The organism is Limibacter armeniacum (assembly GCF_036880985.1).
In the GTDB taxonomy this organism is placed as follows: Bacteria; Bacteroidota; Bacteroidia; order Cytophagales; family Flammeovirgaceae; genus Limibacter; species Limibacter armeniacum.
On the sequence record NZ_JBAJNO010000009.1, the window covers coordinates 3,376,911 to 3,402,246 of the forward strand.

The 25,336-nt window shown below is 39.8% G+C and carries 23 protein-coding genes and 4 tRNA genes; 22 read left to right on the plus strand and 5 right to left on the minus strand.

All coding sequences use genetic code 11. From position 1 onward, the window contains the following. Positions 1 to 56: 56 nt before the first annotated feature. From V6R21_RS31765 to V6R21_RS31830, 14 genes are all read left to right on the plus strand, one after another. Positions 57 to 557 (plus strand): DUF1905 domain-containing protein, encoded by a 501-nt coding sequence (locus V6R21_RS31765; protein ID WP_334247503.1) that lies wholly within the window; start codon positions 57 to 59, stop codon positions 555 to 557. 114 nt (positions 558 to 671) lie between these two features. Continuing rightward, positions 672 to 3,434: a carboxypeptidase-like regulatory domain-containing protein gene (locus V6R21_RS31770; RefSeq protein WP_334247504.1), complete on the plus strand. Its 2,763-nt coding sequence runs from the start codon at positions 672 to 674 to the stop codon at positions 3,432 to 3,434. A 17-nt stretch (positions 3,435 to 3,451) separates the two neighbouring features. Then, on the plus strand, positions 3,452 to 4,276 hold the full coding sequence (locus tag V6R21_RS31775; RefSeq protein ID WP_334247505.1) for a DUF4249 family protein: 825 nt from the start codon (positions 3,452 to 3,454) through the stop codon (positions 4,274 to 4,276). 399 nt (positions 4,277 to 4,675) lie between these two features. Then, positions 4,676 to 6,118, plus strand: coding sequence for a fasciclin domain-containing protein (locus tag V6R21_RS31780; protein WP_334247506.1), 1,443 nt, complete (start codon positions 4,676 to 4,678; stop codon positions 6,116 to 6,118). Between the two features lie 233 nt (positions 6,119 to 6,351). Further along, complete coding sequence (locus V6R21_RS31785) at positions 6,352 to 7,131, plus strand: DUF6515 family protein (protein ID WP_334247507.1); 780 nt, start codon at positions 6,352 to 6,354, stop codon at positions 7,129 to 7,131. A 359-nt stretch (positions 7,132 to 7,490) separates the two neighbouring features. Further along, the gene (locus V6R21_RS31790; protein WP_334247508.1) at positions 7,491 to 8,900 is read left to right on the plus strand and encodes an anthranilate synthase component I family protein; all 1,410 of its coding nucleotides are present in this window, start codon (positions 7,491 to 7,493) and stop codon (positions 8,898 to 8,900) included. Positions 8,901 to 8,930: 30 nt separating this feature from the next. Further along, complete coding sequence (locus V6R21_RS31795; protein WP_334247509.1) at positions 8,931 to 9,518, plus strand: anthranilate synthase component II; 588 nt, start codon at positions 8,931 to 8,933, stop codon at positions 9,516 to 9,518. A 28-nt stretch (positions 9,519 to 9,546) separates the two neighbouring features. Next, complete coding sequence (gene trpD / locus V6R21_RS31800) at positions 9,547 to 10,539, plus strand: anthranilate phosphoribosyltransferase (protein ID WP_334247510.1); 993 nt, start codon at positions 9,547 to 9,549, stop codon at positions 10,537 to 10,539. A 34-nt stretch (positions 10,540 to 10,573) separates the two neighbouring features. Continuing rightward, the gene (gene trpC / locus V6R21_RS31805; RefSeq protein ID WP_334247511.1) at positions 10,574 to 11,356 is read left to right on the plus strand and encodes an indole-3-glycerol phosphate synthase TrpC; all 783 of its coding nucleotides are present in this window, start codon (positions 10,574 to 10,576) and stop codon (positions 11,354 to 11,356) included. A 12-nt stretch (positions 11,357 to 11,368) separates the two neighbouring features. Beyond that, positions 11,369 to 11,992: a phosphoribosylanthranilate isomerase gene (locus V6R21_RS31810; RefSeq protein WP_334247512.1), complete on the plus strand. Its 624-nt coding sequence runs from the start codon at positions 11,369 to 11,371 to the stop codon at positions 11,990 to 11,992. A 25-nt stretch (positions 11,993 to 12,017) separates the two neighbouring features. Next, positions 12,018 to 13,205, plus strand: coding sequence for a tryptophan synthase subunit beta (gene trpB / locus V6R21_RS31815; RefSeq protein WP_408613127.1), 1,188 nt, complete (start codon positions 12,018 to 12,020; stop codon positions 13,203 to 13,205). A 244-nt stretch (positions 13,206 to 13,449) separates the two neighbouring features. After that, entirely contained in the window at positions 13,450 to 13,893 is a 444-nt protein-coding gene (locus V6R21_RS31820) for a TlpA family protein disulfide reductase (protein WP_334247513.1), read from the plus strand. Positions 13,894 to 14,151: 258 nt separating this feature from the next. Then, entirely contained in the window at positions 14,152 to 18,015 is a 3,864-nt protein-coding gene (rpoB, locus tag V6R21_RS31825; protein ID WP_334247514.1) for a DNA-directed RNA polymerase subunit beta, read from the plus strand. A 141-nt stretch (positions 18,016 to 18,156) separates the two neighbouring features. Then, a complete protein-coding gene (locus V6R21_RS31830; protein WP_334247515.1) occupies positions 18,157 to 18,729 on the plus strand; it encodes a toxin-antitoxin system YwqK family antitoxin in 573 nt (190 codons plus the stop codon). A gap of 80 nt (positions 18,730 to 18,809) precedes the next feature. On the opposite strand, the gene V6R21_RS31835 is transcribed toward V6R21_RS31830, so the two are convergent. Together V6R21_RS31835 and era are read right to left on the minus strand one after the other, a co-directional pair. Further along, a complete protein-coding gene (locus V6R21_RS31835) occupies positions 18,810 to 18,977 on the minus strand; it encodes a hypothetical protein (protein WP_334247516.1) in 168 nt (55 codons plus the stop codon). A gap of 284 nt (positions 18,978 to 19,261) precedes the next feature. Beyond that, on the minus strand, positions 19,262 to 20,143 hold the full coding sequence (era, locus tag V6R21_RS31840) for a GTPase Era (RefSeq protein ID WP_334247517.1): 882 nt from the start codon (positions 20,141 to 20,143) through the stop codon (positions 19,262 to 19,264). A gap of 218 nt (positions 20,144 to 20,361) precedes the next feature. Between era and V6R21_RS31845 the strand changes: the two genes are divergently transcribed. The 4 genes from V6R21_RS31845 (at position 20,362) to V6R21_RS31860 (ending at position 20,844) form a co-directional block, all read left to right on the plus strand. Continuing rightward, positions 20,362 to 20,437: transfer RNA gene (locus V6R21_RS31845), tRNA-Met, on the plus strand. Positions 20,438 to 20,484: 47 nt separating this feature from the next. Then, positions 20,485 to 20,557, plus strand: a tRNA-Met gene (locus V6R21_RS31850). Between the two features lie 50 nt (positions 20,558 to 20,607). Continuing rightward, positions 20,608 to 20,680 (plus strand) — tRNA-Met (locus V6R21_RS31855). 91 nt (positions 20,681 to 20,771) lie between these two features. Further along, a tRNA-Met gene (locus tag V6R21_RS31860) sits at positions 20,772 to 20,844 on the plus strand. A 68-nt stretch (positions 20,845 to 20,912) separates the two neighbouring features. Here the strand turns inward: V6R21_RS31860 and V6R21_RS31865 are convergent. Together V6R21_RS31865 and V6R21_RS31870 are read right to left on the minus strand one after the other, a co-directional pair. After that, the gene (locus V6R21_RS31865; protein WP_334247518.1) at positions 20,913 to 21,224 is read right to left on the minus strand and encodes a hypothetical protein; all 312 of its coding nucleotides are present in this window, start codon (positions 21,222 to 21,224) and stop codon (positions 20,913 to 20,915) included. Between the two features lie 118 nt (positions 21,225 to 21,342). Continuing rightward, positions 21,343 to 21,819 carry a hypothetical protein gene (locus V6R21_RS31870; protein WP_334247519.1) on the minus strand — a complete coding sequence of 159 codons (477 nt, stop codon included), beginning with the start codon at positions 21,817 to 21,819 and terminating at the stop codon, positions 21,343 to 21,345. 237 nt (positions 21,820 to 22,056) lie between these two features. Here V6R21_RS31870 and V6R21_RS31875 point away from each other — a divergent pair, with 237 nt between their 5' ends. The 3 genes from V6R21_RS31875 to V6R21_RS31885 are packed head-to-tail and all read left to right on the plus strand — an operon-like array spanning position 22,057 to position 23,289. Continuing rightward, positions 22,057 to 22,623, plus strand: coding sequence for a DUF3347 domain-containing protein (locus tag V6R21_RS31875; RefSeq protein ID WP_334247520.1), 567 nt, complete (start codon positions 22,057 to 22,059; stop codon positions 22,621 to 22,623). 56 nt (positions 22,624 to 22,679) lie between these two features. Continuing rightward, a complete protein-coding gene (locus V6R21_RS31880; protein ID WP_334247521.1) occupies positions 22,680 to 23,054 on the plus strand; it encodes a DUF2237 family protein in 375 nt (124 codons plus the stop codon). A 46-nt stretch (positions 23,055 to 23,100) separates the two neighbouring features. Beyond that, the gene (locus V6R21_RS31885; protein WP_334247522.1) at positions 23,101 to 23,289 is read left to right on the plus strand and encodes a hypothetical protein; all 189 of its coding nucleotides are present in this window, start codon (positions 23,101 to 23,103) and stop codon (positions 23,287 to 23,289) included. On the opposite strand, the gene V6R21_RS31890 is transcribed toward V6R21_RS31885, so the two are convergent. Continuing rightward, positions 23,286 to 24,488, minus strand: coding sequence for a porin (locus V6R21_RS31890; RefSeq protein ID WP_334247523.1), 1,203 nt, complete (start codon positions 24,486 to 24,488; stop codon positions 23,286 to 23,288). The two genes, V6R21_RS31885 and V6R21_RS31890, sit on opposite strands and share 4 nt — an antisense overlap. A 480-nt stretch (positions 24,489 to 24,968) precedes the next feature. Here V6R21_RS31890 and V6R21_RS31895 point away from each other — a divergent pair, with 480 nt between their 5' ends. Beyond that, positions 24,969 to 25,331 carry a hypothetical protein gene (locus V6R21_RS31895; protein WP_334247524.1) on the plus strand — a complete coding sequence of 121 codons (363 nt, stop codon included), beginning with the start codon at positions 24,969 to 24,971 and terminating at the stop codon, positions 25,329 to 25,331. Positions 25,332 to 25,336: the final 5 nt, after the last annotated feature.

Sequence of the window (25,336 nt, forward strand, 5' to 3'; positions counted from 1 at the left end):
TTAATTTTTATCTTATATCAACTGAAAATGCAACCTTCTTACCCTAATAATTTAAGATGACCTCTGTTACTTTCGAAACCCCTATCCAATTGCTGAGTGCTTCATCGGGTATCTATTATCTTGAAGTCCCTCAAAAAATCATCAATGTATTTAGTGAAAACTCCTGCCATAACTTGCTGTGTACGATTAATGAGGTGCTTACTTATTGTAGTGTGCTGATGCAGACAGAAGATGGTAGAGGGTATGTAGGAATCAGTACTACTAGAATGGAAGGTTTAGGTGTTAAATTGGGGGATACTGTTGTACTGACCCTAAAAGAAGAAATAAGCCCTTATGGAACGGACATGCCTGAAGAATTGGGGCTTTTATTATGTCATGATGAAGAAGGCGCAAGACGTTTTTCAAAGCTTACGGAAGGCAAACAACGCTCTATAATCGTTTATGTAGCAGGGGTGCAAAGTCCGCTATTGAGAAAAGATCGTGCACTAAAAGTGATTGAAAACCTAAAGCAATTGACGGAAGGGAAAGAAACGTTTAAGCAATTACTCCTGAAGTGACCATTAAAAAGTGATTCGTCTCTAAAATTGTTCTGTTTGTCTCTAATTCCGGCTTGATTAGTATGTGCAGTATAGATTGCAAGTTCCTATTTGTAAACTAAAACTGCCACAACTATGAGGAAAACCGTGATGTTGCTGTTCATTTTTTTTGGAACGGGACAATTTTTTCTATTTGCACAAACCAAGCTTCCAGAAGCCAAAGTAGATGGTCTTTATCTTGGAAAACTTGATGAAGTGCTGGATAGGCTTAACAAGGAATACCAGTTAAACTTGGTTTATGATAAGGAGAAGCTTCATCAGTATGAATTTTCTTATCGGTATTTCAATACTGAGTTTACCAAGGTAATGGATGGTATCTGTGAAACCTATAAGCTGAAATACTACTTTGGGGAAGACGGTAAAATCCATTTAGTAGGTAAATTTGATAAAGTTGAAACCGATAAACTTCGGAGTGAAGTAAAACGCAGCTATGCCGGAGACCCTACACAATTTGATTTAACTGTATCTGGAAGGGTCACGGAAAAGAGTACAGGAGAGTCTCTGCCTTATGTAACTGTTGTGGTAAGTGGTACTACCATCGGTACTACTTCTAATGTAGATGGTTACTTTACCCTATTGCAAGTCCCATCTGACACCTCTTCTATTATTGTATCTTCAGTAGGGTATCGCCCCGAGACGATTACACTTTCCCCTGCTATTTCTAAAAAGACATTGAATTTTGAATTGGTCTCACAAGCCAATGAACTAAATGAGGTAATTGTACAGGGAGAACGTGAAGATATTATGGTACTTAACCAAAAGGTAAGTGCCATTAAGATGACGCCTTCCATGTTAAGTTCGATTCCAAACCTTGGTGAGAAAGACATTTTTAGGTCCTTTCAATTGATGCCTGGTATCGGTGGTACGCAGGAAGCTTCTTCCGGTTTATATGTAAGAGGAGGGACACCTGATCAGAACTTGGTACTTTATGATGGCTTTACAGTCTATCATGTAGATCACCTTTTTGGTTTTTACAGTGCTTTTAATGCCAATGCTATCAAGGACATTTACCTGTACAAAGGAGGATTTGAACCAAAATATGGGGGAAGGCTTTCTAGTGTGGCAGAGTTGGTGGGAAAAGAAGGAAACCAACGGGCATTTAATGCAGGAGTAGATATTAGTTTGTTGAGCCTGAATGCCTTTGTAGAAGCTCCACTCAGTCAAAAGGTTTCGTTCTTTGTGGCAGGTCGGAAATCATACGATGGTCCTATTTACAGCAAAATATTTGACCAGTTCAATGATGATTCAGATGATGACAATACATTGGATGGAGGACCTGGTCCCGGAGGCCCAGGAGGAGGACCTTTCGGTGGAAGAGGACGCTCTAATGCGGATACGGAGGTGGCGTCTTATTTTTATGACTTGAATGCTAAACTGACTTATAAGCCTACTGAAAAAGATAACCTCTCACTAAGTTTTTTTAATGGAGTGGATAACTTGGATAACTCCAGTAGTATGAGTGCTCCCTCTTTTGGTAACTCCTCTCTTGATTTTTCAAATACTACCAATGACTTGACCAGATGGGGTAATCTTAGTGGCAGTGCAAAGTGGTCAAGACAGTGGTCTCCAAAATTCTTTACCAACACATTGGTTAGTTACTCCAACTACTTTAGCAAGCGAGACAGGTCATCGGAGAGATCTATCCAAAGACCGGATGAGGATGCCGCAACTTCTGCTAACAATGGGATATTGGAAAATAATGATGTGTATGACCTGACTGCTAAGCTTGACGCAGAATGGCAACTTTCAGACAGGCAGGTGATTGAGATGGGAGTACAGCACTCACAGTATCAGGTGGATTATACCTATAGTAGAAATGACACGGTCACTATTTTGGATAAAAGTGATAAAGGGAGTGTAACAGCCGCATATATACAAGACCGACTATTATTGCTGAATGATAAATTGACGTTGACAGGAGGTGCAAGAGTCAATTACTATGACGTATCGGGCAAACTTTATTTTGAGCCAAGAGCATTGGCAGAGTACCAGCTTTCGGATAAATGGAAACTGAAAGGAGCAACAGGTGTATATCATCAGTTCGTGAATAGGATTGTAAGACAAGATATAGAACAAGGCAGTAAGGACTTTTGGGGGTTGTCTAACAATGAGAACTTACCAGTAAGTAAAGCGGTACACTATATTGGTGGAATCAGTTATGAATTGGATGACTACCTTTTTGACGTAGAGTTATATCATAAACCACTAACAGGCATATCGGAGTATTCGACCAGCTTTCAGCCAACATTAGGCCCTCCCGGTTCTAGTAATACAGGTGAAGCTACTTTGCAGGAGCAATTTTACGAAGGAGACGGGGTGGCAGATGGTATTGAATTACTGGCTCAAAAGAAGAATGGAGATCTGACAGGATGGGTTAGTTATACTTTGGGACAAGTTGCCTATGACTTTCCTGATTTGTCAGAAAATGTCTTCCCTGCCGATCATGACGTGACACATGAGTTTAAGACCGTACTAAACTATTCATTCAGAAAGTGGACCTTCTCCACTACATGGGTATATGGAACCGGTAGACCCTATACCGCACCAGAATCAGGATATACGCTTACACTGTTGGATGGAACAACAGAGGACTATATTACGGTAGGTGAAAAGAATTCTAGAAGGTTGCCAGACTATCACCGTATGGATATTTCGGCTAACTATAATTTCAAATGGGGTAATTGGCCTTGTACTTTGGGAGCTTCCATTTTCAATGTGTATAACCATATCAATGTTTGGTATAAGGAGTTTACAGTTGTGGATAATGAGTTAATCGAGACAGATGTGAATTTACTTGGTATTACTCCTAACCTTACTTTTTCTATTAGACTACAGTGATGAAGACTTTTACTTTTATGACCATGACAATAAAGAAATATATGGCTGTAGTGTTGTTGGCATTTACGGTCATACAGGCATGTACGACATTTGAAACCTATTCCGAATATGAGCCTCTGCCAGTAGTGGAAGGTTATTTAAAGGCAGGGAGTCCAATCAGTATTAAGGTAACGGAAGACCTGCCATTTGGGGCAGAAGATAGTACTTTCGTGACCTTGGATGATTTGGAAATTAGTATAGGATATGGATCGGAAACTTATACAATGACAGCAGAAGGAGAGGGTATTTATTCTCTAGCTATAATTCCTCAGGAAGGAGAAACTTATACAATGTCATTCGAGCACAATGGCATACAGATCTCTGGATATACAACGATTCCCTATCACCCTGAAAACTTTAACTTGTCTACTGACCAGATAAGTGTTACAGTTAAAAGTGATGGGTATATGGAACGACCACAGTACTCCGACCCAGTTTATTCTGAATGGACTGGCGATGCAGATGATTATTATTTGGTGGTACTAGAGAACTTGGAAGAAGCCCCTGTTTCTATTCTTGAATTGTCAGATGATGAGGAAGAGGAAGATATACCAATGAGAGGCTTCAGGAGTCAGCCAGTACAAGGACTCGCTTTTCAGATTATGCCTCAATCATTTAATTATTATGGGGATTATAACGTGATTCTATACCACCTCAATGCAGACTATGCTAGTCTTTATGAAGACAATTCAAGTGAACTAAGCTCCATCAGTTTATCACCACCACCTTCCAATATTGAGAATGGTTTAGGGATCTTCACAGGTATGAGCACAGACACTTTGACAATATCGGTAACAGATTAGATAGAAATAGCATACAAAGGAGACTTCTTAGAGTCTCCTTTTGTCAAAGTAGGTTACAGTATAAGGCATATATTGTTATGAGAAATAATTTTACTTAAATTATATAGTGGACGTGTTGCGCTAATATAAAAAAGATAATAACCTCAGCATCTTGTAATCAAAAATGAAATTAACCTCCTTCTATTTCACTCCAATATTTACACACCTAATTCATATTTCATCACTAAAACAATAAGCAATTACAATTAAATAAGAACCTTCTTAATAAATGTAATTTAGATTGATCATGGTAACTGAACTAGTTGTCGTGGTATTATCTTTCTAGGGTATCTTAAAAATAACCCGAATATTAAGACTAGTTAGATACCTCTTCAAAATCAACCAACTAATTAATTTGTTATGAGAAAAATCAAATGGACCTACTGGCTATGTTTGCTCGTAGCAGGACTCACCTTTTCAGCTTGTGATGACGATGATGACGACGGTGGTGGTGTAACACCTGTAGAAAACTCAATCATAGATGTTGCAACTGAACAAGGAGATCTTACTTCTTTTATTGCTGCTGTTGAGGCCGCAGGTTTGACTGAGGCATTGGAAGCTGATGGAGACATGACGGTGTTTGCTCCTACAGACGCTGCTTTCACAGAGCTGGCAAATACATTAGGGATTTCTGTTGATGATTTATTGACAGAAGATAACAGTGATGTGCTTAATAGAGTACTTAGCCATCACGTTATTGGAACAGAAGCGATTGGATCTGATGAGATCTCTGATGGCGATACTGAATCAACTTTAGCTAACACGTTACTTACTTTTACTGTAGGAGACAACATTACAATCGGTAATACACTATTGGATTCGGCATTGATAGACCCTGCTGATTTGGATGCAGACAATGGGGTCTTGCATGTGATTAATCATGTGTTGTTACCTGGTACAATAGGAGACATGATTACAGTAGATGTAAATTATGTAGATGTAATTCCTGATGCAGATTTTGACTCCTTAGTTACTGCATTTGCATTGGCAGAAGTTGGAGACGAGTTGTTTGTTGATGATGGCACAACAAAGTACACAGTATTTGCTCCAACTAATGCAGCGTTTGAAGCTGCGTTGGATACGACTTTGAGTAGTCTTGACACTGACACACTTGCGTTGGTACTTAATTACCATATTGTAGAGGGTGAGTTTTTGGCTGCTGACTTAATGGATGGTGATACGCTTGTGGCTGTTAATGGTGATAGCCTGTATATTACTGTCGATGGTGAGTCAGTGTTTATAAACGAAGCTCAGGTTACAATGGCAGATGTACAAACATCGAATGGTGTAATCCATGTCATTGATATGGTGTTGGTGCCTGAATTTGATGAAGAAGAACCAGAAACTATTGCTGCTATAGTAGCAGGTGATGAGAACTTTAGTGCTTTGGATTCTGCTTTGGCTTTTGCGGGCTTAACAGAAACTTTCCAAGGTGAAGGAGCTTATACCGTATTTGCTCCAACTAATGCTGCATTTGATGCTTTAATCGCAGATTTGCCAGAATATAACTCCTTAGAAGAGCTGCTAGTTGAAGGAAATGAGGATTTGGTGACAGGAATTCTTCAGTATCATGTAGTTTCAGATAGCTTGATTGATTCTTCAACAATAGAGGATGGAAATACAGCAACTACACTGTTGGGGCAGGACCTTACATTCAATGTTGATTCAGAGTCAGGTGCTATTACTATTGCCAACCCAGAAGGAAGTACTGATGCGACAATAGACCCTGCAGATGTGGAAGCAAGTAATGGAGTCATTCATGTAATAGACCAAGTACTATTACCTCCTTCAGAAGAGAACTAAGGATCGTGGAAATAGATAGCTAAATTATTAGAAGAGGGAGGTGCTTGACATCTTCCTCTTTTTTTGTGCTAAGGTATAACAATGGCGAGTGTTGAGAAAGAGCAGCTAGCTTGAAGAAAAGTCGGTAAACTCCTTCGTTTGGTCGGTAAATAGTGTCAGTAGGTATATTCTTTTTTCAGTAAGCTGATCAATAAAGTATGTTGCTTCCATATTCAAACTAACCGATTATCGCTATGGAAACTAATAGACAAAACTTATTGACCATCTTGGTTGTATTCGCACTTATTATTTCGGTATTGCCATTGCAGGCACAAAGAAAGAAACACTACCCAGATAAGAAAAAAGTAGTGATGGTACAGCCAAAAAGAAAAGTGGTAGTATATAAACCCGTACGAAAAGTAGTTGTTTCACGACCGACTAAGAAAGTTGTATATGCAGGTTCATCTATTTGGGGAAGTTACTGGAGGCCTGTAGGTAGTAGGGTTGCGGTCGCTGGAGCTACATTTTCTGTAGTTTGGACAGGTGGTAGAAAGTATTATTATGATAGAGGAACATACTATTTGGCAGAAGGGAATGCCTATACTGTAGTGGCGCCACCACAAGGAACGATAGTGAGAAGCTTGCCTGAATATGCAGAACTATTCACTATTGGGAGAGATGATTATTACTATTATGCAGGCATCTTTTACCTACAGAGAGCAAAAGGGAAATTTGAAGTAGTACAGGCACCTGAAGGGGTTGTAGTTTCTGAATTACCTGATGGAACAAAGTCCTTCAATGACCATGGAGAAACATACTATCAATATCAAAATGCCTATTACCAAACCACTGTGATTGATGGTGAAGTAGCTTATGTAGTAGTACAGGAGCCGTCCATAAGAATTGTAAGGCGTTTGCCTGAAGGAGCTGTTGTAACTAGGTTGTATGGAGAACAATATTACAAGGTAAATAAGGCTTATTACAAAGCTGTTGTGATGGATGGAGAGGTGGTTTATCAGGAAGTGAAGATATAAGGGAAATTACTTGCATTATGTTGTAAGTAGTAGTAAGTGGTTGGTCTTAAAATCATTAAGATTAATTTTCAAATAGAAAATTTTGTTTTTTCGATTCCTGTTATACCTTTGTTCCCAATGACGACAAATACTTTCCATATGGTAGCTAATTGGTGGTGGCGCTCAAGTAATAATTTGAGTGAACCGCTGACTGTACCTGAAAGTATCGAAAGTTAGAGAAGACAATTCTGCAGATACATTATAGAAGGGCTTGCTGTTCACTCAGCAAGCCCTTTTTGTGTTTATCTACTTTAAGGCTGCTTCTCAACAGGTTAAAAAAATGTAACTTAGTTAGGTCTATATAAAATCACGTTCTCCTGATGAAAACCTTTAAACTGATCACTGAAAGTACCCAATTGTTAGCAGATACAGTTACACCCGTAAGTATCTATTTACGCCTGAGGGATAAATTTGCAAATACCTTTTTGCTTGAAAGCTCAGACTATCATGGAGCTGATAACAGTTACTCGTTTATATGCTGTGAACCGATTGCCAAGTTTGAGGTATCAGGAACACAGCTAGAGGTTCAGTATCCTGATGCATCTGTTGAGCAGCAAACACTTTCGAGTAAGTCTGATGCAGTAGGTCTACTTGCGGAGTTTATGGAAAGTTTCCAGACAGAGGTTGGAGACCACAAGTTTATTTCCAATGGTTTGTTTGGATATATGTCTTATGATGCGGTTCAATCATTTGAGGATATTGAGTTTAAAAATAAGCAAGGCACCAATGACATTCCTGAAATCTGTTATCAAGCCTTTCGTTTTGTAATTGCAATCAACCATTTCAAGAACGAGTTGCATATTTTTGAACATCAATTAGAAAGTGCTCAAACTCCATCCCGTCTGCAAGAAATATCTCAACTAATCAATAGCCGTAATATTCCAGTTTTTGATTTTAGTATAGAAGGAGAGGAAACTTCAAGTTTTACAGATAATGAGTTTTTGGAAGTTCTCCAAAAAGGAAGAGAACACTGTTTCAGAGGGGATGTTTTTCAGGTGGTACTTTCAAGACGCTATTCACAACAATTCCGTGGTGATGAATTTAATGTTTATCGCGCACTTCGTTCCATTAACCCTTCTCCTTATCTATTCTATTTCGATTACGGTAATTTCAAGATTTTCGGCTCTTCACCTGAGGCGCAGCTAATAGTAAAGGATAGAAAGGCAACTATACATCCTATTGCAGGAACATTCCGTCGCACAGGTAATGATGAGGCGGATGCAGAATTGGCAAAGAAACTTTTGGCAGACCCTAAAGAGAATGCAGAGCATGTAATGCTGGTAGACCTTGCTCGTAATGACCTGAGTAGGAATGGTCATAATGTAAAAGTGGAGGTGTATAAAGAAATCCAATATTATTCTCACCTGATTCACCTAGTGTCTAAAGTGAGTGGAGATTTAGAGGACAATAGAGATTCAGTTAAAGTGGTGGCAGATACTTTTCCTGCAGGGACATTGTCAGGAGCGCCAAAGTATCGGGCATTGGAGATTATTGATGAAAATGAAAAGGTGAGCCGAAACTACTATGGTGGAGCGATAGGCTTTTTAGGTTTTAATGGGGACTTCAATCATGCTATTATGATCCGTTCATTCTTGAGTCAGAATAACAAACTCCACTATCAGGCAGGGGCAGGTGTGGTTGCAAAGTCAAGCCCGCAAAGCGAGTTGCAGGAAGTGCACAATAAGTTGGCAGCATTGAGAAAAGCCCTTGAAATAGCATCAAGCATGTAAGTGAGTATTGGATAAGAAAAGCGTAAGACAATGAACAATAGAAAGATACTGGTACTCGACAATTATGATTCGTTCGTGTACAATTTAGTGCACTTGATCCGAGAGCTGGGTTATACACCTGAGGTTTACCGTAATGACAAAATAACTTTAGAGGAAGTGGCTGCTTATGACAAGATTCTACTTTCGCCTGGTCCAGGTATTCCTTCGGAAGCAGGTATTATGCAGGACTTGATTAGGCGATATGCACGGACCAAGAGCATTATGGGAGTTTGCTTGGGGCATCAGGCAATAGGGGAGGTATTTGGGGCAAAGTTGTACAACTTACCTGACGTACAGCACGGTATTTCAAGTCAGGTTAAGATTGAAGATCAGAACACTTTATTGTTCAAGGGACTTCCTTCAAGCTTTAGCATAGCACACTACCATTCATGGGTTATTGATAAGGATTCGATTGAAGGAACTGACCTAAAAGTGACGGCTAGAAGCGGGGCTGGGGATATCATGGCAATAGCACATAAAACCTATAAGATATGTGGTGTGCAATTTCATCCTGAGTCAGTACTGACAGAGCATGGGAAAGAGATTATGAGAAGGTGGTTGGAACAGGAAGTAAAATAGAAATTGATGACTTTGACTTATTTGAGAAATGAAAGAGATACTGAATCAACTATTTGAATATAAATCCCTAAGCAGGGAACAGGCAAAAGAAATTCTTATCAACTTGGCACAAGGGCAATATAACTCCAGTCAGATGGCTGCCTTTTTGACCATTTACTTGATGAGAAGTATTACAGTGGAAGAACTAACAGGTTTCCGTGATGCTATGTTGGAGCTTTGTCTGAAAGTGGATTTGGATGAGTATGAGGCTGTAGATATAGTAGGAACAGGAGGAGATGGGAAAAACACTTTTAATATCTCTACTTTATCATCCTTTATAGTGGCGGGAGCGGGGCAGCATGTAACAAAACATGGAAACAATGGAGTTTCGTCTGTAAGCGGTTCTTCTAATGTGTTGGCTAGTTTAGGTTACCAGTTTACAAATGATAAGGATACTTTAAAAAGGAGTTTGGATGAGGCTAATATCTGCTTCTTACATGCACCGCTTTTCCATCCTGCAATGAAGAATATCGCCCCGGTTAGAAAAGAGTTGGGAGTAAAGACCTTCTTCAATATTCTAGGACCTTTAGTAAATCCGTCTTTTCCGAAAAGGCAATTTTTAGGGGTGTTCAGTCTGGAAGTTGCAAGACTCTATGCTTATCTTCAGCAGCAAACAGATAATTACTTTTCTATTATTCATGCCTTGGATGGTTATGATGAGATCTCATTGACAGGAGACTTCAAGATGATTTCTAATCAAGGAGAATATTTGCTCTCACCTTCAGACCTTGGGTTACCGAAAATTAACCAAGATGACCTTTATGGTGGTGATACAGTTGAGGCAGCAGCCAAAGTATTTACCAATATCTTGGAAGGACAAGGAACGCAAAGCCAGAATGCAGCAGTATTGGCTAATGCAGGCATGGCGATCAGCTGTGCTAAACAAGTAAGCCCTGAAGAAGGAGTAGCAATGGCAAAAGAGTCATTGGAATCTGGTAGGGCATTGGAAAGTTTGAAAAAGTTGCTGGCAGTTTGTGCTTGATAATTCATTTATTACCCCAAATAATAACCTGAAAATGACAATTCTAGACAAGATCATTGAACATAAAATCAAGGAAGTCGCAACTCGAAAGGAATACCTGCCGATCAGTAAATTGGAGCAGCGCCCTTTGTTTGATATAGCACCACTTTCAGCCAAAGCATGGGTTACAAGTCCTAATAGATCGGGTATTATAGCTGAATTCAAGCGCAAATCACCTTCCAAAGGATTGATTAATGGCAATGTCAAAGTATCTGACGTTACATCAGCTTATGTAGAAGCTGGGGCTTCCGCTATATCAGTATTGACCGATGAGGAGTTTTTTGGAGGATCGGTTGATGACCTTTTGGCATCAAGAGGTGTACATAGAGCCCCTCTTTTGAGAAAAGACTTTGTGGTAGATGAATATCAGTTAATTGAAGCAAAGTCTATCGGGGCAGACCTTGTGTTACTTATTGCTGCTTGCCTTGAGCCAAAAAAACTGAAGGAATTGGCTATGACTGCCAAAAACTTAGGGCTGGAAGTGTTGATGGAAGTTCATAATGAAGACGAGTTGAAAGGACATTTGAACGAGCACCTTGATTTGGTAGGAGTCAACAATAGAAACCTGAAAACATTTGAGGTCAGCGTAGAAACCTCAAAACGTTTATCATCATTGATCCCAAATGAGTTTTTGAAAATATCGGAAAGCGGAATTAGTGATCCATCCACCATACGGGAGTTGAAAGATTTCGGTTTTGATGGATTCTTGATTGGTGAAAACTTTATGAAAACGGAAGATCCGGGCAAAGCATGTAAGGAGTTTATTGAAGCAATCTAACAGAGAAAAGGTATGAAGCTGAAAGTATGTGGTATGCGAGATGCTGGAAATATCGAAGCTTTGCTTTCATTATCTCCTGACTATATAGGGTTCATCTTTTATGAAAAATCACCCCGTTATGTAGGGGATGTTCTAAGTTCTGAGCTTGTACTTCGTTTGATTCCCAATACGGTTCAAAAAGTAGGAGTATTTGTGAACATGGAAGTGAATTCATTATTGAAAGTAGCGGATAGCTATAAGTTAGATGTTATTCAATTACATGGGAATGAATCACCTGAAATGTGTAAGGAGGTAAAGCAGGCAGGATATCAGGTGGTGAAAGTATTTGGGGTAGATGAATCATTTGATTTTTCGAGGCTAGCTCCATACGAAGCACATGTTGACTTCTTTCTATTTGATACTAAAAGCCCTGCACATGGTGGTACAGGTAAAACATTTGACTGGACGGTACTAGAGGGATACTCAAGTGATAAGCCATTTTTCTTGAGTGGAGGCATTAGTCTTGAGAACATTAAAGAAGTAAATACACTTATACATCCGCAGCTTTATGCATTGGATGTGAATAGCCGTTTTGAAACAGCTCCCGGATTGAAGGATATATCCTTATTGGAGGATTTGAAAGCGAATATGATTTGAACTACAAGCACTTTATATACAAAGTATGATGACTTATAAACAACCTAACGAAAGAGGCTACTATGGACAGTTTGGTGGAGCTTTTATTCCTGAAATGCTTTACCCAAATGTTGAAGAGTTGAAGGAAAACTACTTACAGATGATTGGTGAGGAGTCTTTCCAAAAGGAGTTTGACAGTTTGCTTAAGGATTATGTAGGGAGACCAACCCCTCTTTATTTTGCAGGCAAATTGTCAGAATATTATGGGACAAATATTTACTTAAAACGTGAAGATTTGAACCATACAGGTGCACACAAAATCAATAATACAATTGGTCAGATTCTGTTAGCTAAGCGTCTAGGGAAACAGAAAATCATAGCTGAAACTGGGGCGGGACAACATGGGGTTGCAACAGCAACAGTTTGTGCTTTAATGGGACTGGAGTGCATTGTCTACATGGGAAAACTGGATATGGAAAGACAGCGTCCAAATGTAGAAAGAATGCGAATTCTTGGGGCAACGGTTATACCTGCAGAAAGCGGTAGTATGACCTTGAAGGATGCTACGAACGAGGCAATGCGTCACTGGATCAATAACCCTGCGGACACACATTATATTATCGGTTCCGTGGTTGGACCACACCCTTATCCAGATATGGTAGCAAGGTTTCAGTCCGTGATTTCTGAAGAAATGAGATGGCAGTTGAAGGAACATACAGGTAATGAAAATCCTGATTATGTGATTGCCTGTGTGGGTGGAGGTAGTAATGCGGCTGGAGCATTTTATCATTATTTGGATGATTTGGATGTGAAGTTAGTTGCAGTAGAGGCTGCAGGTTTAGGAGTGAACTCTGGAGAATCGGCGGCAACGACTGCACTTGGAAAACCAGGTGTTTTACATGGTAGCAAGACACTATTGATGCAAACCGAAGATGGACAGGTAGTGGAACCATACTCTATTTCGGCAGGTCTTGACTATCCAGGTATTGGACCTATTCACGCACACCTTTTTGATTCAGGTAGAGCGCAGTTCCAATACGTAACCGATGAGGAAGCAATGCAATCAGGTATTCAGCTGAGCAGAATGGAAGGCATCATTCCTGCAATTGAATCAGCTCATGCATTGGGAGCTTTAGGGAAAATGAAATTTGAAAAGGATGATGTAGTAGTAGTTAACCTTTCGGGTAGGGGAGATAAGGATTTGGAAAGCTATATCAAATGGGGCAAATACTAATTTGACCTTTAAGTAATAACTACGAAGAAGACCTTTCAAAACACTTCTGTGTTTGGAGAGGTTTTTTTTATTTTGTCCACAAATCAAACTTTATGATGATCATTCAGCTAATATGAATCAAAAGGTAAAAAAGGAAATACGCGATTGGGGTATAATGCTCTTAGTGATAGGAGGATTATACTTCACAGGGTGGCATGTTGAAGTATTTGGAACAATACAGGGAATACTTCTGAGAACTGGGGTTATGAAGCCAAATATTAATGAGGAAGGGTTCGGTAAGGCAGATTATAACCTTCAGTTGGAAGATATGGAGGGGGATGTGATGTCTTTACAGGACTTGAAAGGCAAAACATTGTTTATCAACTTTTGGGCAACCTGGTGTCCGCCTTGTGTGGCTGAAATGCCTGAGATTTATGAGTTATATAGTGAAATGAAAAATGAAGAGATTGCCTTTGTGATGATATCGGTAGATGAGGACCCTTTGAAGTTGCAAAAGTTTTTAGAAAGGAAAGCTTATGATTTCCCTGTTTATCAGTTGAAGTCTTCCGTGCCTGAAGTGTTTCAGAGTAGTTCAGTGCCTACTACTTTTATAGTTTCACCAGATGGGAAAATTGTACTAAAACATGCTGGTATGGCAAGCTACAATAATGACAAAGTGAAAACCTTGCTACGAAATATTAGCGACTGATCTTGTCAGGAAGGGCGATAAAAGAAATTTTAGGTTTATTAAGATTCTTTAATATAATCTCGTGGACGCATTAACGCTTATTAGATAAAAATTATTATCTTTATAAGATTGATAATGCGGCACTAATTTGTTTATGCAAAACGAAAATCGTAGTTTTGCGCTCTATTTTGCAATAATAATACTTGATTTTTTGGCATTTTTCGACTAATGCCAGAACTTCAGTTGAGTTTGTTTCTATAAATCAAACATATAATTACCTTGGCTACATTCATACACGGCAGGAAAAACTTCGCGTCAGTTGATAGGATTATCGATTATCCTGACTTCCTAGACGTACAGTTTCGCTCATTCAGAGATTTCTTCCAAATGGAAACCTCGCCTGAAAAGCGTAAGCAGGAAGGGCTTTACAAGGTGTTCCAGGAGAACTTCCCTATTGCGGACTCCAGAGAAAACTTTGTGCTGGAATTCATCGACTACACCATCGATCCGCCTAAATATTCGGTAGATGAGTGTATCGAAAGAGGCTTGACCTTCAGCGTTCCGTTGAAAGCGAAGCTGAAGCTTTCTTGCAACGATGAGGATAATGAAGATTTCGAAACTATTGAGCAGGAAGTATTCCTTGGTACTGTTCCTTACATGACAGAGAAGGGGTCTTTTGTAATCAATGGTGCTGAAAGGGTAATCGTTTCACAGCTGCATAGATCTCCGGGCGTATTCTTCGCTCAGTCTAAGCACACCAACGGTACTAAACTGTACTCTGCAAGGGTCATCCCTTTTAAAGGTTCATGGATCGAATTTGCGACAGACGTTAACAACGTTATGTATGCTTACATCGACCGTAAGAAAAAATTCCCGGTTACAACACTGCTTAGGGCTATCGGTTATGGTACTGATAAGGATATCCTAGGTCTGTTTAACCTTTCTGAAGAAGTAGAGGCAACACCTGCTGCCCTTAAGAAAATTGTAGGCAGAAAGCTTGCAGCACGTGTCCTGAAAACATGGACAGAAGACTTCGTAGATGAAGATACTGGAGAGGTAGTTTCAATTGACCGTAACGAGGTTGTATTGGAGCGTGACCACGAGATCCAGGATGAAGATGTTGATGTGATTTTGGATGCAGGTGTAAATACTGTAATCCTGCACCGCGCTGATATCAATATCGCGGATTACATGATCATCTACAATACGCTTCATAAGGATAACTCAAACTCTGAGAAAGAGGCGGTTGAGCAGATTTATCGTCAGCTTCGTAACACTGAAGCACCAGATGAGCAAACTGCACGTGAAATTATTCACAACCTGTTCTTCTCAGACAAGCGTTATGACTTGGGAGATGTAGGTCGTTACAGAATCAACAAGAAGCTGAAGTTGAATACTGAGATGGATGTGAAAGTTCTTACAAAAGAGGACATCATTGAAATCATCAGATTCCTGATCACACTGATCAACTCTAAAGCGGTAGTTGATGACATTGACCACCTTTCAAACAGACGTGTTAGAACAGTAGGTGAACAACTTTGGTCACAGTTCGGCGTAGGTTTGGCTCGTATGGCTCGTACGATCAAAGAAAGAATGAACGTAAGAGATAACGAGGATTTCAAACCAGCTGACCTGATTAACGCACGTACGTTGTCATCAGTGATCAACTCGTTCTTCGGTACCAACCAGCTGTCTCAGTTTATGGACCAAACTAACCCGCTGGCAGAGGTTACGCACAAGCGTAGGGTTTCTGCATTGGGTCCAGGTGGTCTATCTCGTGAGCGTGCAGGTTTCGAGGTTCGTGACGTTCACTACACACACTACGGTCGTCTGTGTACTATTGAAACTCCGGAAGGTCCAAACATTGGTCTGATTTCTTCACTTTGTGTTTACGCAAAAGTAAACAGCATGGGATTCATCGAAACTCCTTACCGTCCTGTACAGGAAGGAAAAGTAAAAGAGGAGATCGTATACCTAAGTGCTGAAGAAGAAGATGGTGTATTCATTGCACAGTCTAACATCGACCTGAAAGAAGATGGTGCTTTCGAAGACGATACACTGAAAGTAAGATTTGAGGGTGACTTCCCACTGAAATCTCCAGAAGAAATCAGTTATGTGGACGTTGCTCCTAACCAGATTGTATCAGTTGCAGCGTCATTGATTCCTTTCTTGGAGCATGATGATGCCAACCGTGCCCTGATGGGATCAAACATGCAGCGCCAAGCGGTGCCATTGTTGCGTCCTGAGGCACCAATTGTAGGTACAGGTCTGGAAAGACGTGTTGCGATGGACTCTAAAGCCGTGCTTACAGCAGAGGCTGATGGTGTGATCGAATACGTAGATTCAGAGAAAATCCACATCCGTTACGATTTGACAGAGGAACAACGTCTGGTTACATTCGAAAACGATGTGATGGAATACCCACTTGTGAAGTTTAGAAGAACGAACCAAGATACTTGTATGAATATGAAGCCTCTCGTTAAGAAAGGTGAGCGTATTCAAAAAGGTCAGGTTCTTTCTGAAGGCTACTCGACTGAAAATGGAGAGTTGGCATTGGGTAAAAACATGTTGGTTGCCTTCGTACCTTGGCAAGGTTACAACTTTGAGGATGCGATCGTAATTTCTGAAAGAGTTGTAAGAGATGACGTTTATACTTCATTGCACATTGAAGAGTTTGAACTTGAAGTGCGTGATACAAAACGTGGTGAGGAAGAGTTGACTTCTGAAATTCCAAACGTAAGTGAGGAAGCAGTGAAGAACCTAGATGAAAACGGTATCATCCGTGTAGGTAGCTTTGTGAAAGAAGGAGATATCCTGATCGGTAAGATTACACCAAAAGGTGAGTCAGACCCAACTCCAGAAGAAAAACTACTGAGAGCAATCTTCGGTGATAAAGCAGGTGACGTTAAAGATGCTTCAATGAAAGCGTCAGCTTCACTGAGAGGTACTGTAATTGGTACTAAGCTATTCTCTCGTCCTAAGAAAGACAAGGACATGAGAGCAAAAGCAAAACAGGAAGTTGAAAAGCTGAAAAAGGAGTACTCTCGTAACCTGAAAGGCCTTGAAGCAAAAGCTATCAACAAATTGGTAGAATTGCTGAATGGCTTGACATCTCAAGGTGTTTACCACAAGTTCGGTGAAGAGGTATTAAGCAAAGGTGTGAAATTCTCACGTGAGAACATCGAAGCTAACCTGTTCCCAGAAAAGAACCCTTATAAGGATGAGTCTAGCTACGCTGTAGCAGAAGAGGCTAACCTGTTGGGTGATCTGATCTTGGATAACTGGACTGAGGATGAGAATACAAATGAGCTGATCAGTGAACTGGTTAGAAGCTATACAAAAATCCGTAACGAGCTAAATAGCCGTTTCAAACGCGATAGATTTACACTGGAAGTAGGTGATGAGTTGCCTACAGGTATTGTGAAACTTGCTAAAGTTTACATTGCTAAGAAGCGTAAGTTGAAAGTGGGTGATAAGATGGCCGGTCGTCACGGTAACAAAGGTGTGGTTGCAAGAATTGTACGTGAAGAGGATATGCCATTCCTAGAGGATGGTACGCCAATGGACGTATGTTTGAACCCACTAGGTGTACCTTCACGTATGAACCTTGGTCAGATTTATGAAACTGTTCTTGGATTGGCAGGTAGAATTCTTGGTAGAAAGTATGCTACACCAATCTTTGACGGTGCTACAGAAGACGAAGTAGTGGCAGAGCTGGATGCGGCAGGACTTCCAAGCTTTGGACGTTCTTACTTGTATGACGGTCTGACAGGTGAGCGCTTTGACCAGGCAGTAACAGTAGGTATCATGTACATGCTGAAACTGGGTCACTTGGTTGACGATAAGATGCACGCCCGTTCTATCGGTCCTTACTCATTGATTACGCAGCAGCCATTGGGTGGTAAAGCTCAGTTTGGTGGTCAGCGTTTTGGTGAGATGGAGGTTTGGGCACTGGAAGCATTCGGTGCAGCAAACGTACTTCGTGAGATTCTGACTGTGAAGTCCGATGACGTAGTAGGTAGAGCAAAAGCTTACGAAGCAATTGTGAAGGGTGAAAACATGCCGAAACCAAATATTCCTGAATCATTCAACGTATTGGTTCACGAATTGAGAGGTCTGGCATTGGAAATCACGCTTGACTAAGAATAAAATAAGTAGCCAAAGGATAAAGACCTGCATAGCATCACGCTATTGCAGGTCTTTTTACTTTTATACCTTTTTAAAATGGAAAGAAATCGAGCTCTGATATTTTTATGCTTGCTGTTGTGTCTTACACACATAAACTTGTTCGCACAAGATACAATAGAGGTTATGTATAATGACAGTACCTTAAAAGCTAAGGGTATAATTGAAAATGGTTTAAAACAAGGTAAGTGGATAACTTATTACCCTGATGGCATCCGCAACGCAGTAGAGCATTATCATGATGGTATACTAGACGGAGAATGCAGGTATTATGACTTTGAGGGAAAGCTGACAGATATTGAACAATGGGTTGGTGGATTGTTAGAGGGAGCCTCATTGAGCTTCTATCGAGATGGTAAGGTGAAAAAAGAAGGGAAGTATAAAAAAGGGACTTATACAGGAGAGTGGATGTTTTACTATCCAGATGGTAAGATTGAGAGAAAAGGAGTATATGAACAAGGCTTTCCAGAAGGAGAGTGGATATTTTACTCAAAGGAAGGAACGGTTGCTTATAGAGGTGAATTTTTGAAAGGTAAGGAGGAAGGTCTTTGGCACTTTTTTGATAAGGAAGGAGTATTGGAGTATGAAGGGCATTACGAACAGGGAGAGCCTGTGGGTGAGTGGTATCGTTATAACCGAAAGGGAAAAAAGAAACTCTTCAAAAAGTATTGAAGAGTTTACTGATTCCTCTCGAAAAATCAAAGACTGTAAGGTCGTCGAATAGCATTATTATATTTAGATGTTGAAGGATATTAAAAGTGTCCTGCAAACTTTCTCTTTACTTCGAGATAATTGCGTTCTTTTTCCTCTTCAACAAAAAGATCAAAGTTTTTTAAAGCAGCCTCAAATAGCTTTGCATATGATTTAGATGCTTTTGGAGCATTGCTTTTGATTTTATTAGTTGTAGTAGTATATGTCATCGCTTTAACACTTTAATAAACACCATAAATTGTGGTCCAAAAGTCAAAAAGTTGAGCTTCTGCATTACTCTTATGACAATCGGGTCGCAAAAATGGACAAAAAAATCTAAAAAAAAACATTTAAAATGAATGAGTTGTTTTGTAATTAATTGATTATTAATGGTGTGAGTGTTCATTTTTTTAGGCTTTTTTCTGTGTGAGACCAAAATAGTGAAGTATGAAAAAAGCCAATACAAATAAATGTATTGGCTTATCTATGGTATTTACAGGAAATGAAGACAAGGCTATTCCATATAGCCGAAACGTCTCAATTTGAAGTCATGGCTTCTCCAGTCTGGATCAACTTTTACATATTGCTCCAAGAATACTTTTTTCTGGAAGAAGGCTTCCATATCCTTTCGAGCCTGAGTACCAACTTTCTTCAGAGCTTGTCCTCCTTTTCCAATAACAATCGCCTTTTGTGATTTCCTTTCAACTACGATGTCAGCTCCAATTCTGATAATATCCGCTTCCTCTTTAAAGGTGTGAACCGTTACCTCACAGGCATAAGGTATTTCTTGTTCGAAATTCAGTAGAATTTTCTCACGGATAATCTCTGAAACGAAAAAGCGCTGAGGTTTGTCAGTCAGGTCTTCTTTGCTGAAGAAAGCAGGGTGTTCTGGAATATACTCCAGAATAGCATCCAGCAGGTGATCGACATTGAATTTATGTAAGGCTGAAATAGGTACAATTTCTTTTGGAGCAAGTGCTTCTTGCCAGAACTGCATCTTTTCAACAACTTTTTGTTGGTCAGCTAGGTCTATTTTATTGACAAGTAAGATAATTGGAATATCCATTTTTTTGAGTCGCTCAACGACTTCAGATTCATCAAACTTCTCAAAAATGTCGGTCACAAAAAGAATAACATCAGCATCTTCAAGGGAGTTTTTAACGAAATCCATCATCGACTCCTGAAGCTTGTATTTAGGCTTGATGATACCAGGAGTATCTGAGTAAACGATTTGGTAGTCATCTTCATTGATGATACCCATGATGCGGTGACGAGTTGTCTGCGCTTTGGAAGTAATAATGGAAAGTCTTTCTCCCACCAAGTGGTTCATCAGAGTAGATTTTCCAACATTGGGTTTGCCAATAATGCTTACAAAGCCTGCTTTATGATTACTCATGGAATTTATTTAAATCTTTATTTTGTCAGAAAAATGCATGCGCTTTGGTAAGATTATCAAGTGGTTATCTTAATTTTTTGTTACAGATCTGTTAAGCGCAGACAAGCCAAGTTACAAATATATTTGGTTTTCTTGAATTATCCTCATACCTTCGCACTGCGTTTGAGAGAAGCACGTATTATTCGTGTTATCAGAACTCAAAAATAGCATAACGATAGTGCGGAGTGGAGCAGTTGGTAGCTCGTCGGGCTCATAACCCGAAGGTCGCAGGTTCGAGTCCTGCCTCCGCCACCAAGGCGTCTGACAGTTGGTCAGAAAAGCATCTTTAAAATACACTACAATGCGGAGTGGAGCAGTTGGTAGCTCGTCGGGCTCATAACCCGAAGGTCGCAGGTTCGAGTCCTGCCTCCGCCACTAAGGCGTCTGACAGTTGGTCAGAAAAGCATCTTTAAAATACACTACAATGCGGAGTGGAGCAGTTGGTAGCTCGTCGGGCTCATAACCCGAAGGTCGCAGGTTCGAGTCCTGCCTCCGCCACTAGCTTATCAAACAAACGGTTTGATAATATCTAGATGGCGATTGACTTTTTCTTAGAAAATCACTATCTTAATTAAAGATTACACTACAATGCGGAGTGGAGCAGTTGGTAGCTCGTCGGGCTCATAACCCGAAGGTCGCAGGTTCGAGTCCTGCCTCCGCCACTAAAACAAAAAGGTCAAGTCTTAAAAAAACTTGACCTTTTTTATTTTACAATACTGTGTCGCTTGATTCAATCATAACCTAGGTTACAGTTCATACAGGCATTCCCGTAGCTGTCATACTCATCATAAGAAGGTCCCGGTTTACCGTCAAGTGCTATAATCTTATCCAGTCTCACTTCTTTGCCTCCAATTAATGCATGCTCTCCATTGTTATTGGTGACCATGTCAATGATGGATCCTTTTGCATCTTCCAGATTATTATCAGGATCAAAATAAAATACCTTGATATGCTTTTTCTGTGTTGCAAGTGCTATTACTTGTTCACGAAAATCATGGTCTACGGGTAAATAGCTTTCCTTATACATAGTTGACATACTCATAATAAAACCTTTATGAAAGAAACAAGATAGGGAAAGGCTTTGTTTGTATGACGCATTAACCATAAAAAAACGGACAGCAGTCACTGTCCGTGTGTATTTATGAACTATACTTCTGAATTTAGATACCGAGAATTTTATTGATAGCCTGTTGGGTTAAGTGACCATTTTCATCCACTAGGCTAGTGCCTTCCAATGCATCGCCAAGTTGTTCTCCCATGTCAACTTCCTTCAGTGTGTTTTCTTGCCATTCATGAAGTTTTTGGAAATCGTCTTTTCCAAGTAGGTCCTTCATGCCTTTTTTACGCTCTTTAGCTGCATCTTTAACCATAGAAACTTTATCATCAGGAGATGCATCACTCTGATCGATTTCATTGATTCGGTTTACCAGATCGCTGTTCATTTCCTTCATCTGGGAGGTTTGAGTATCATCGAGACTAAGGTTAGTATTAGCCCATTCTTCGAGATTGGAAACGTGTTTGCTTATCATGTCAGTGGCTGACATTACGCCTTCAGCACCTCTGGTTTGAGAGAATCCAAAGTTGACTGTCAACAGGCAAATGCAGATGGCAGTCAAGGTTACTTTGAGTAGTTTCATAGTAATTGAAAGTTTTGTAATACACTTCATTTTCAAGGGGTAGTACAGTTTTTTAGCTCTTGAAAATGTTATACATTCTTTAAATTTACTGATAGTGAGTGAGATAGAGTATGTGTAAAGTCATTTTTTGAGATGAACATAAGTTTTTGTCAGATACTTGAGAATGGCATTTTAACCATATTCTGTTTCTCTGCTTATATTGCGATACAAACGATAGTGACTATTAAATAATTAAAGATGAAACTGAACCGACTATTCAAATTATTACTTCCAGGGATTGTGGTACTATTGGGCTTCACTGCTTGTGGCAGTGAGTCGAAAGATACACATCATGAAGGGCATGACCATCAGCATGAAACAGTACCGGCACAAGCTGAGGATATAGCTGAAACACCTGTAGCTAAGATTTCCAATGAACAAGTACAAGTGTTACTGGATGGATATTTACCAATTAAGGATGCCTTGGTGAAAACTGATGCTAAGGCTGCTCAAAAAGCAGCAAGTGAATTTGCAGAAAAGTTGTCTGAAGAAGCATTTGCTGCGATTAAGGATGTAGCAGGTCAGGTAGCAGCGACTGATGATGTGGAAGCTCAGCGCACAAGTTTTGAGGTGCTTTCAGAAAAAGTTTATGAAGTAGTAAAAACAGCTGATGTAACAGCTCCTATTTATAAACAATACTGCCCAATGGCTTTTGATAATAAAGGCGCTTTTTGGTTGAGCAGTGAAAAAGAAATTAGAAACCCATATTTTGGTGATAAAATGCTGACATGTGGTATGGTTAAAGAGACTATTGCTAAGCAGTAATCAATTCAAATAGCCTTTCCCTTAAGATGGAAGGCTATTTTTTTATAACAATCAACATGGAAAAAAATGTATTAGGTACTAAACTTATGCCTTGCTGCTACTCACCTAGAACTGGTTTCTTCCGTGATGGCTATTGCTCAACAGGTCCAGAAGATAGGGGAGCACATGTGGTTTGTGCAGTGATGACTGAGGCGTTTTTACAGTTTTCTGTCTCTAAAGGAAATGACTTGATTACACCAATACCCGCCTACCAGTTTCCGGGACTAAAAGAAGGAGACAAGTGGTGTCTGTGTGTATTAAGGTGGAAAGAGGCTTTAGAAGCAGGTGTAGCGCCACCGTTACTGTTGGAGTCTACTCATGAAGCTGCTTTGGAGTTTGTCACCTTTGAGGAATTAAAGTTATATGCCTTGGATACGGAGAACCTTGAATAATGAGTTTGTAAATGTTTATATTTGTTAGTTGACAAAAGAAACAAAGATGAACAGGTTAAAGAAGTGGTTACTATTCGGTGTGGGCATTTTTATGCTGATTGGACTTTTAGGTTTTTCAACGGATCTAAGAGCACGACTGTATTGGATGTGGTATCACCCTCAGCCTGTAGACGTTCAAACTCATTCTTTTGAAGCTTGGGCTGTTGAGCATGATACCCTGAATACACAGCCTTAGAATTTTTTGAATATTTTATTGGTGCTTAAAGACCAGTTAAAGTTATAGGTTATCCCAATAGTGTAGACATTAGGGTCTTCTGAACCATTGGTGGTGACACTGTTACTGAATTTTACTTCTGAATAAATAAAGACATCTGGTACAGGACGGTATTCACCTGCTATGACATAGTATTCAAGCTTTGTGTCAGCGTCAGCACCTACAGATAGTGGGTCGTCTTTTGGATCTAAATAGTTTATTCCCCCATAAATATCGAAATGTCTGGTGAGCCTGTACCTAAGGTAGATTTCTAGTCCTTGGGCAGGCAAGATGTAAACATTCTGAACATCTTGGTCTTCTGTTTCCTTACTTAATACGGAGCTTCCTACAAACAACTCATCATTGGCATTCATATAAGTAATAGCTCCATAAAACCTGTCAGTCTGGTAACGTACCCCTACAACTAGGGATCGTATATATTCATGTTCAGAGACATTAATAGACAGACTATCCAACTCATCGACAAATTCAGCGAAGTTTACAGCAGAGCCGATAAGTAAGCCATTTGGAAAGTTATAATGTAAACAGGCAGCATAGTTTTCAGATGAGCCATTTAGCTGTGTTTGAAGTCCTATTCCGAGGTTTCCAATCTTGTTTCTATACATAATCGCTTTGGCAGCACGCCCTGTACCTTCAAGACCTCCATCGGTAAATGGGTTGTAAGTACCACTTGCTTGCCCACCAAAAACATTGAAGTTGTCAGTAACTCCAGCTACATCGTAATAAACACCCCATCTTTTTCCTAAGATTAACTCACCATATTTGGCAAGTTTGACACCAAGGTATCCTTGTCTGGTAGTGAAAGGATCATCTTTGTCATCAAAGAAAGAATCGGCATTTGGAGAACCACCATTGGCATTCAACTGCACATTGTTGTCTACAATGTTGACACCCCATTCAAAGTGGGCGATAACAGCTATGTCTTTATGTCCTAACACACCTTTATTTACCTTGAAACCGATCCATGACACGTTGTCCTGAACCTCAATGTTTTCATCGTAATAAGCTGTCAATGTTCGGGCATTGCCATAGAAATACAGTGAATCATGTATGATGATATTATCAGTCCGATTCTGAAGGTCTTCTTGTGTATAGCCTTTAGGTAAGTTGAGGAGAAAAAAAGAGGCACACAGCGAAAAGAGTAGGTATAGCTTTTTCATGGGGAAATTTCTGAAAAGTAAGTAGGGAAGCTTAAATGGGGTTGATAAAAGCAAAAAACCTTACGTAAGGTTTGTAGAATTTAATTAATCATCTTCTAAAAACAGCCATCTCCTCATAAGTTCCGAGAAAAGTAAAAACTAAATAGGGGAATTATGCAACAACGTATTGATGCAAATCTTCCTAACACTCTATGCGGACAGTTATCAGACTAATTATTATGGGGATAATTCAATATGTATGTCAACTTACGGTAGTGTATAGATATAATCAGTTTTAATAATTCAATTATTTTATTTGTGGGCACATCTTTGTAATTTATTTGAAGACAGCAACACAGCTAAATCATTTCTGATATTACTCGAGTGCCGCTACCGTTGGCTTTGCAAACACTTGCAAAAGCTTTCAAAGGTTTTTTACCTGCAAAACCCGTTGCAGGCAACCTCATCACTCATTTCACAAAAACCTTTAATCCAATCCGAATGAAAACCCGAAGACCGATTGACCTCAACCACTACCGTAACTTGCAACGCTCAGGCAAAACGTACATTGAAATTCGTAGAATCATGGAATCTGAAGGATATCTTTCTGAAGAAATCTCAGATACCATAAGGCAAATTGATGACGAAGTACTCGAAAGGGTATTAGCAGCTGCAAACCGACCACCTCGCATCAATTTTATAACAGTAGGTATTCCATTATTAATTATTGGACTTCTATTGAGTCTATATGCTGTTTCGGAAGGAAGTCCAGTCTTGAGAGCATGGGGTTTCTCAGCAGCTTTTTCTGCTGTATTTATGCTTTTGCTGGAGTATAGGAACAGACGACGTTCAAAAGAGTCCTGAAAAAA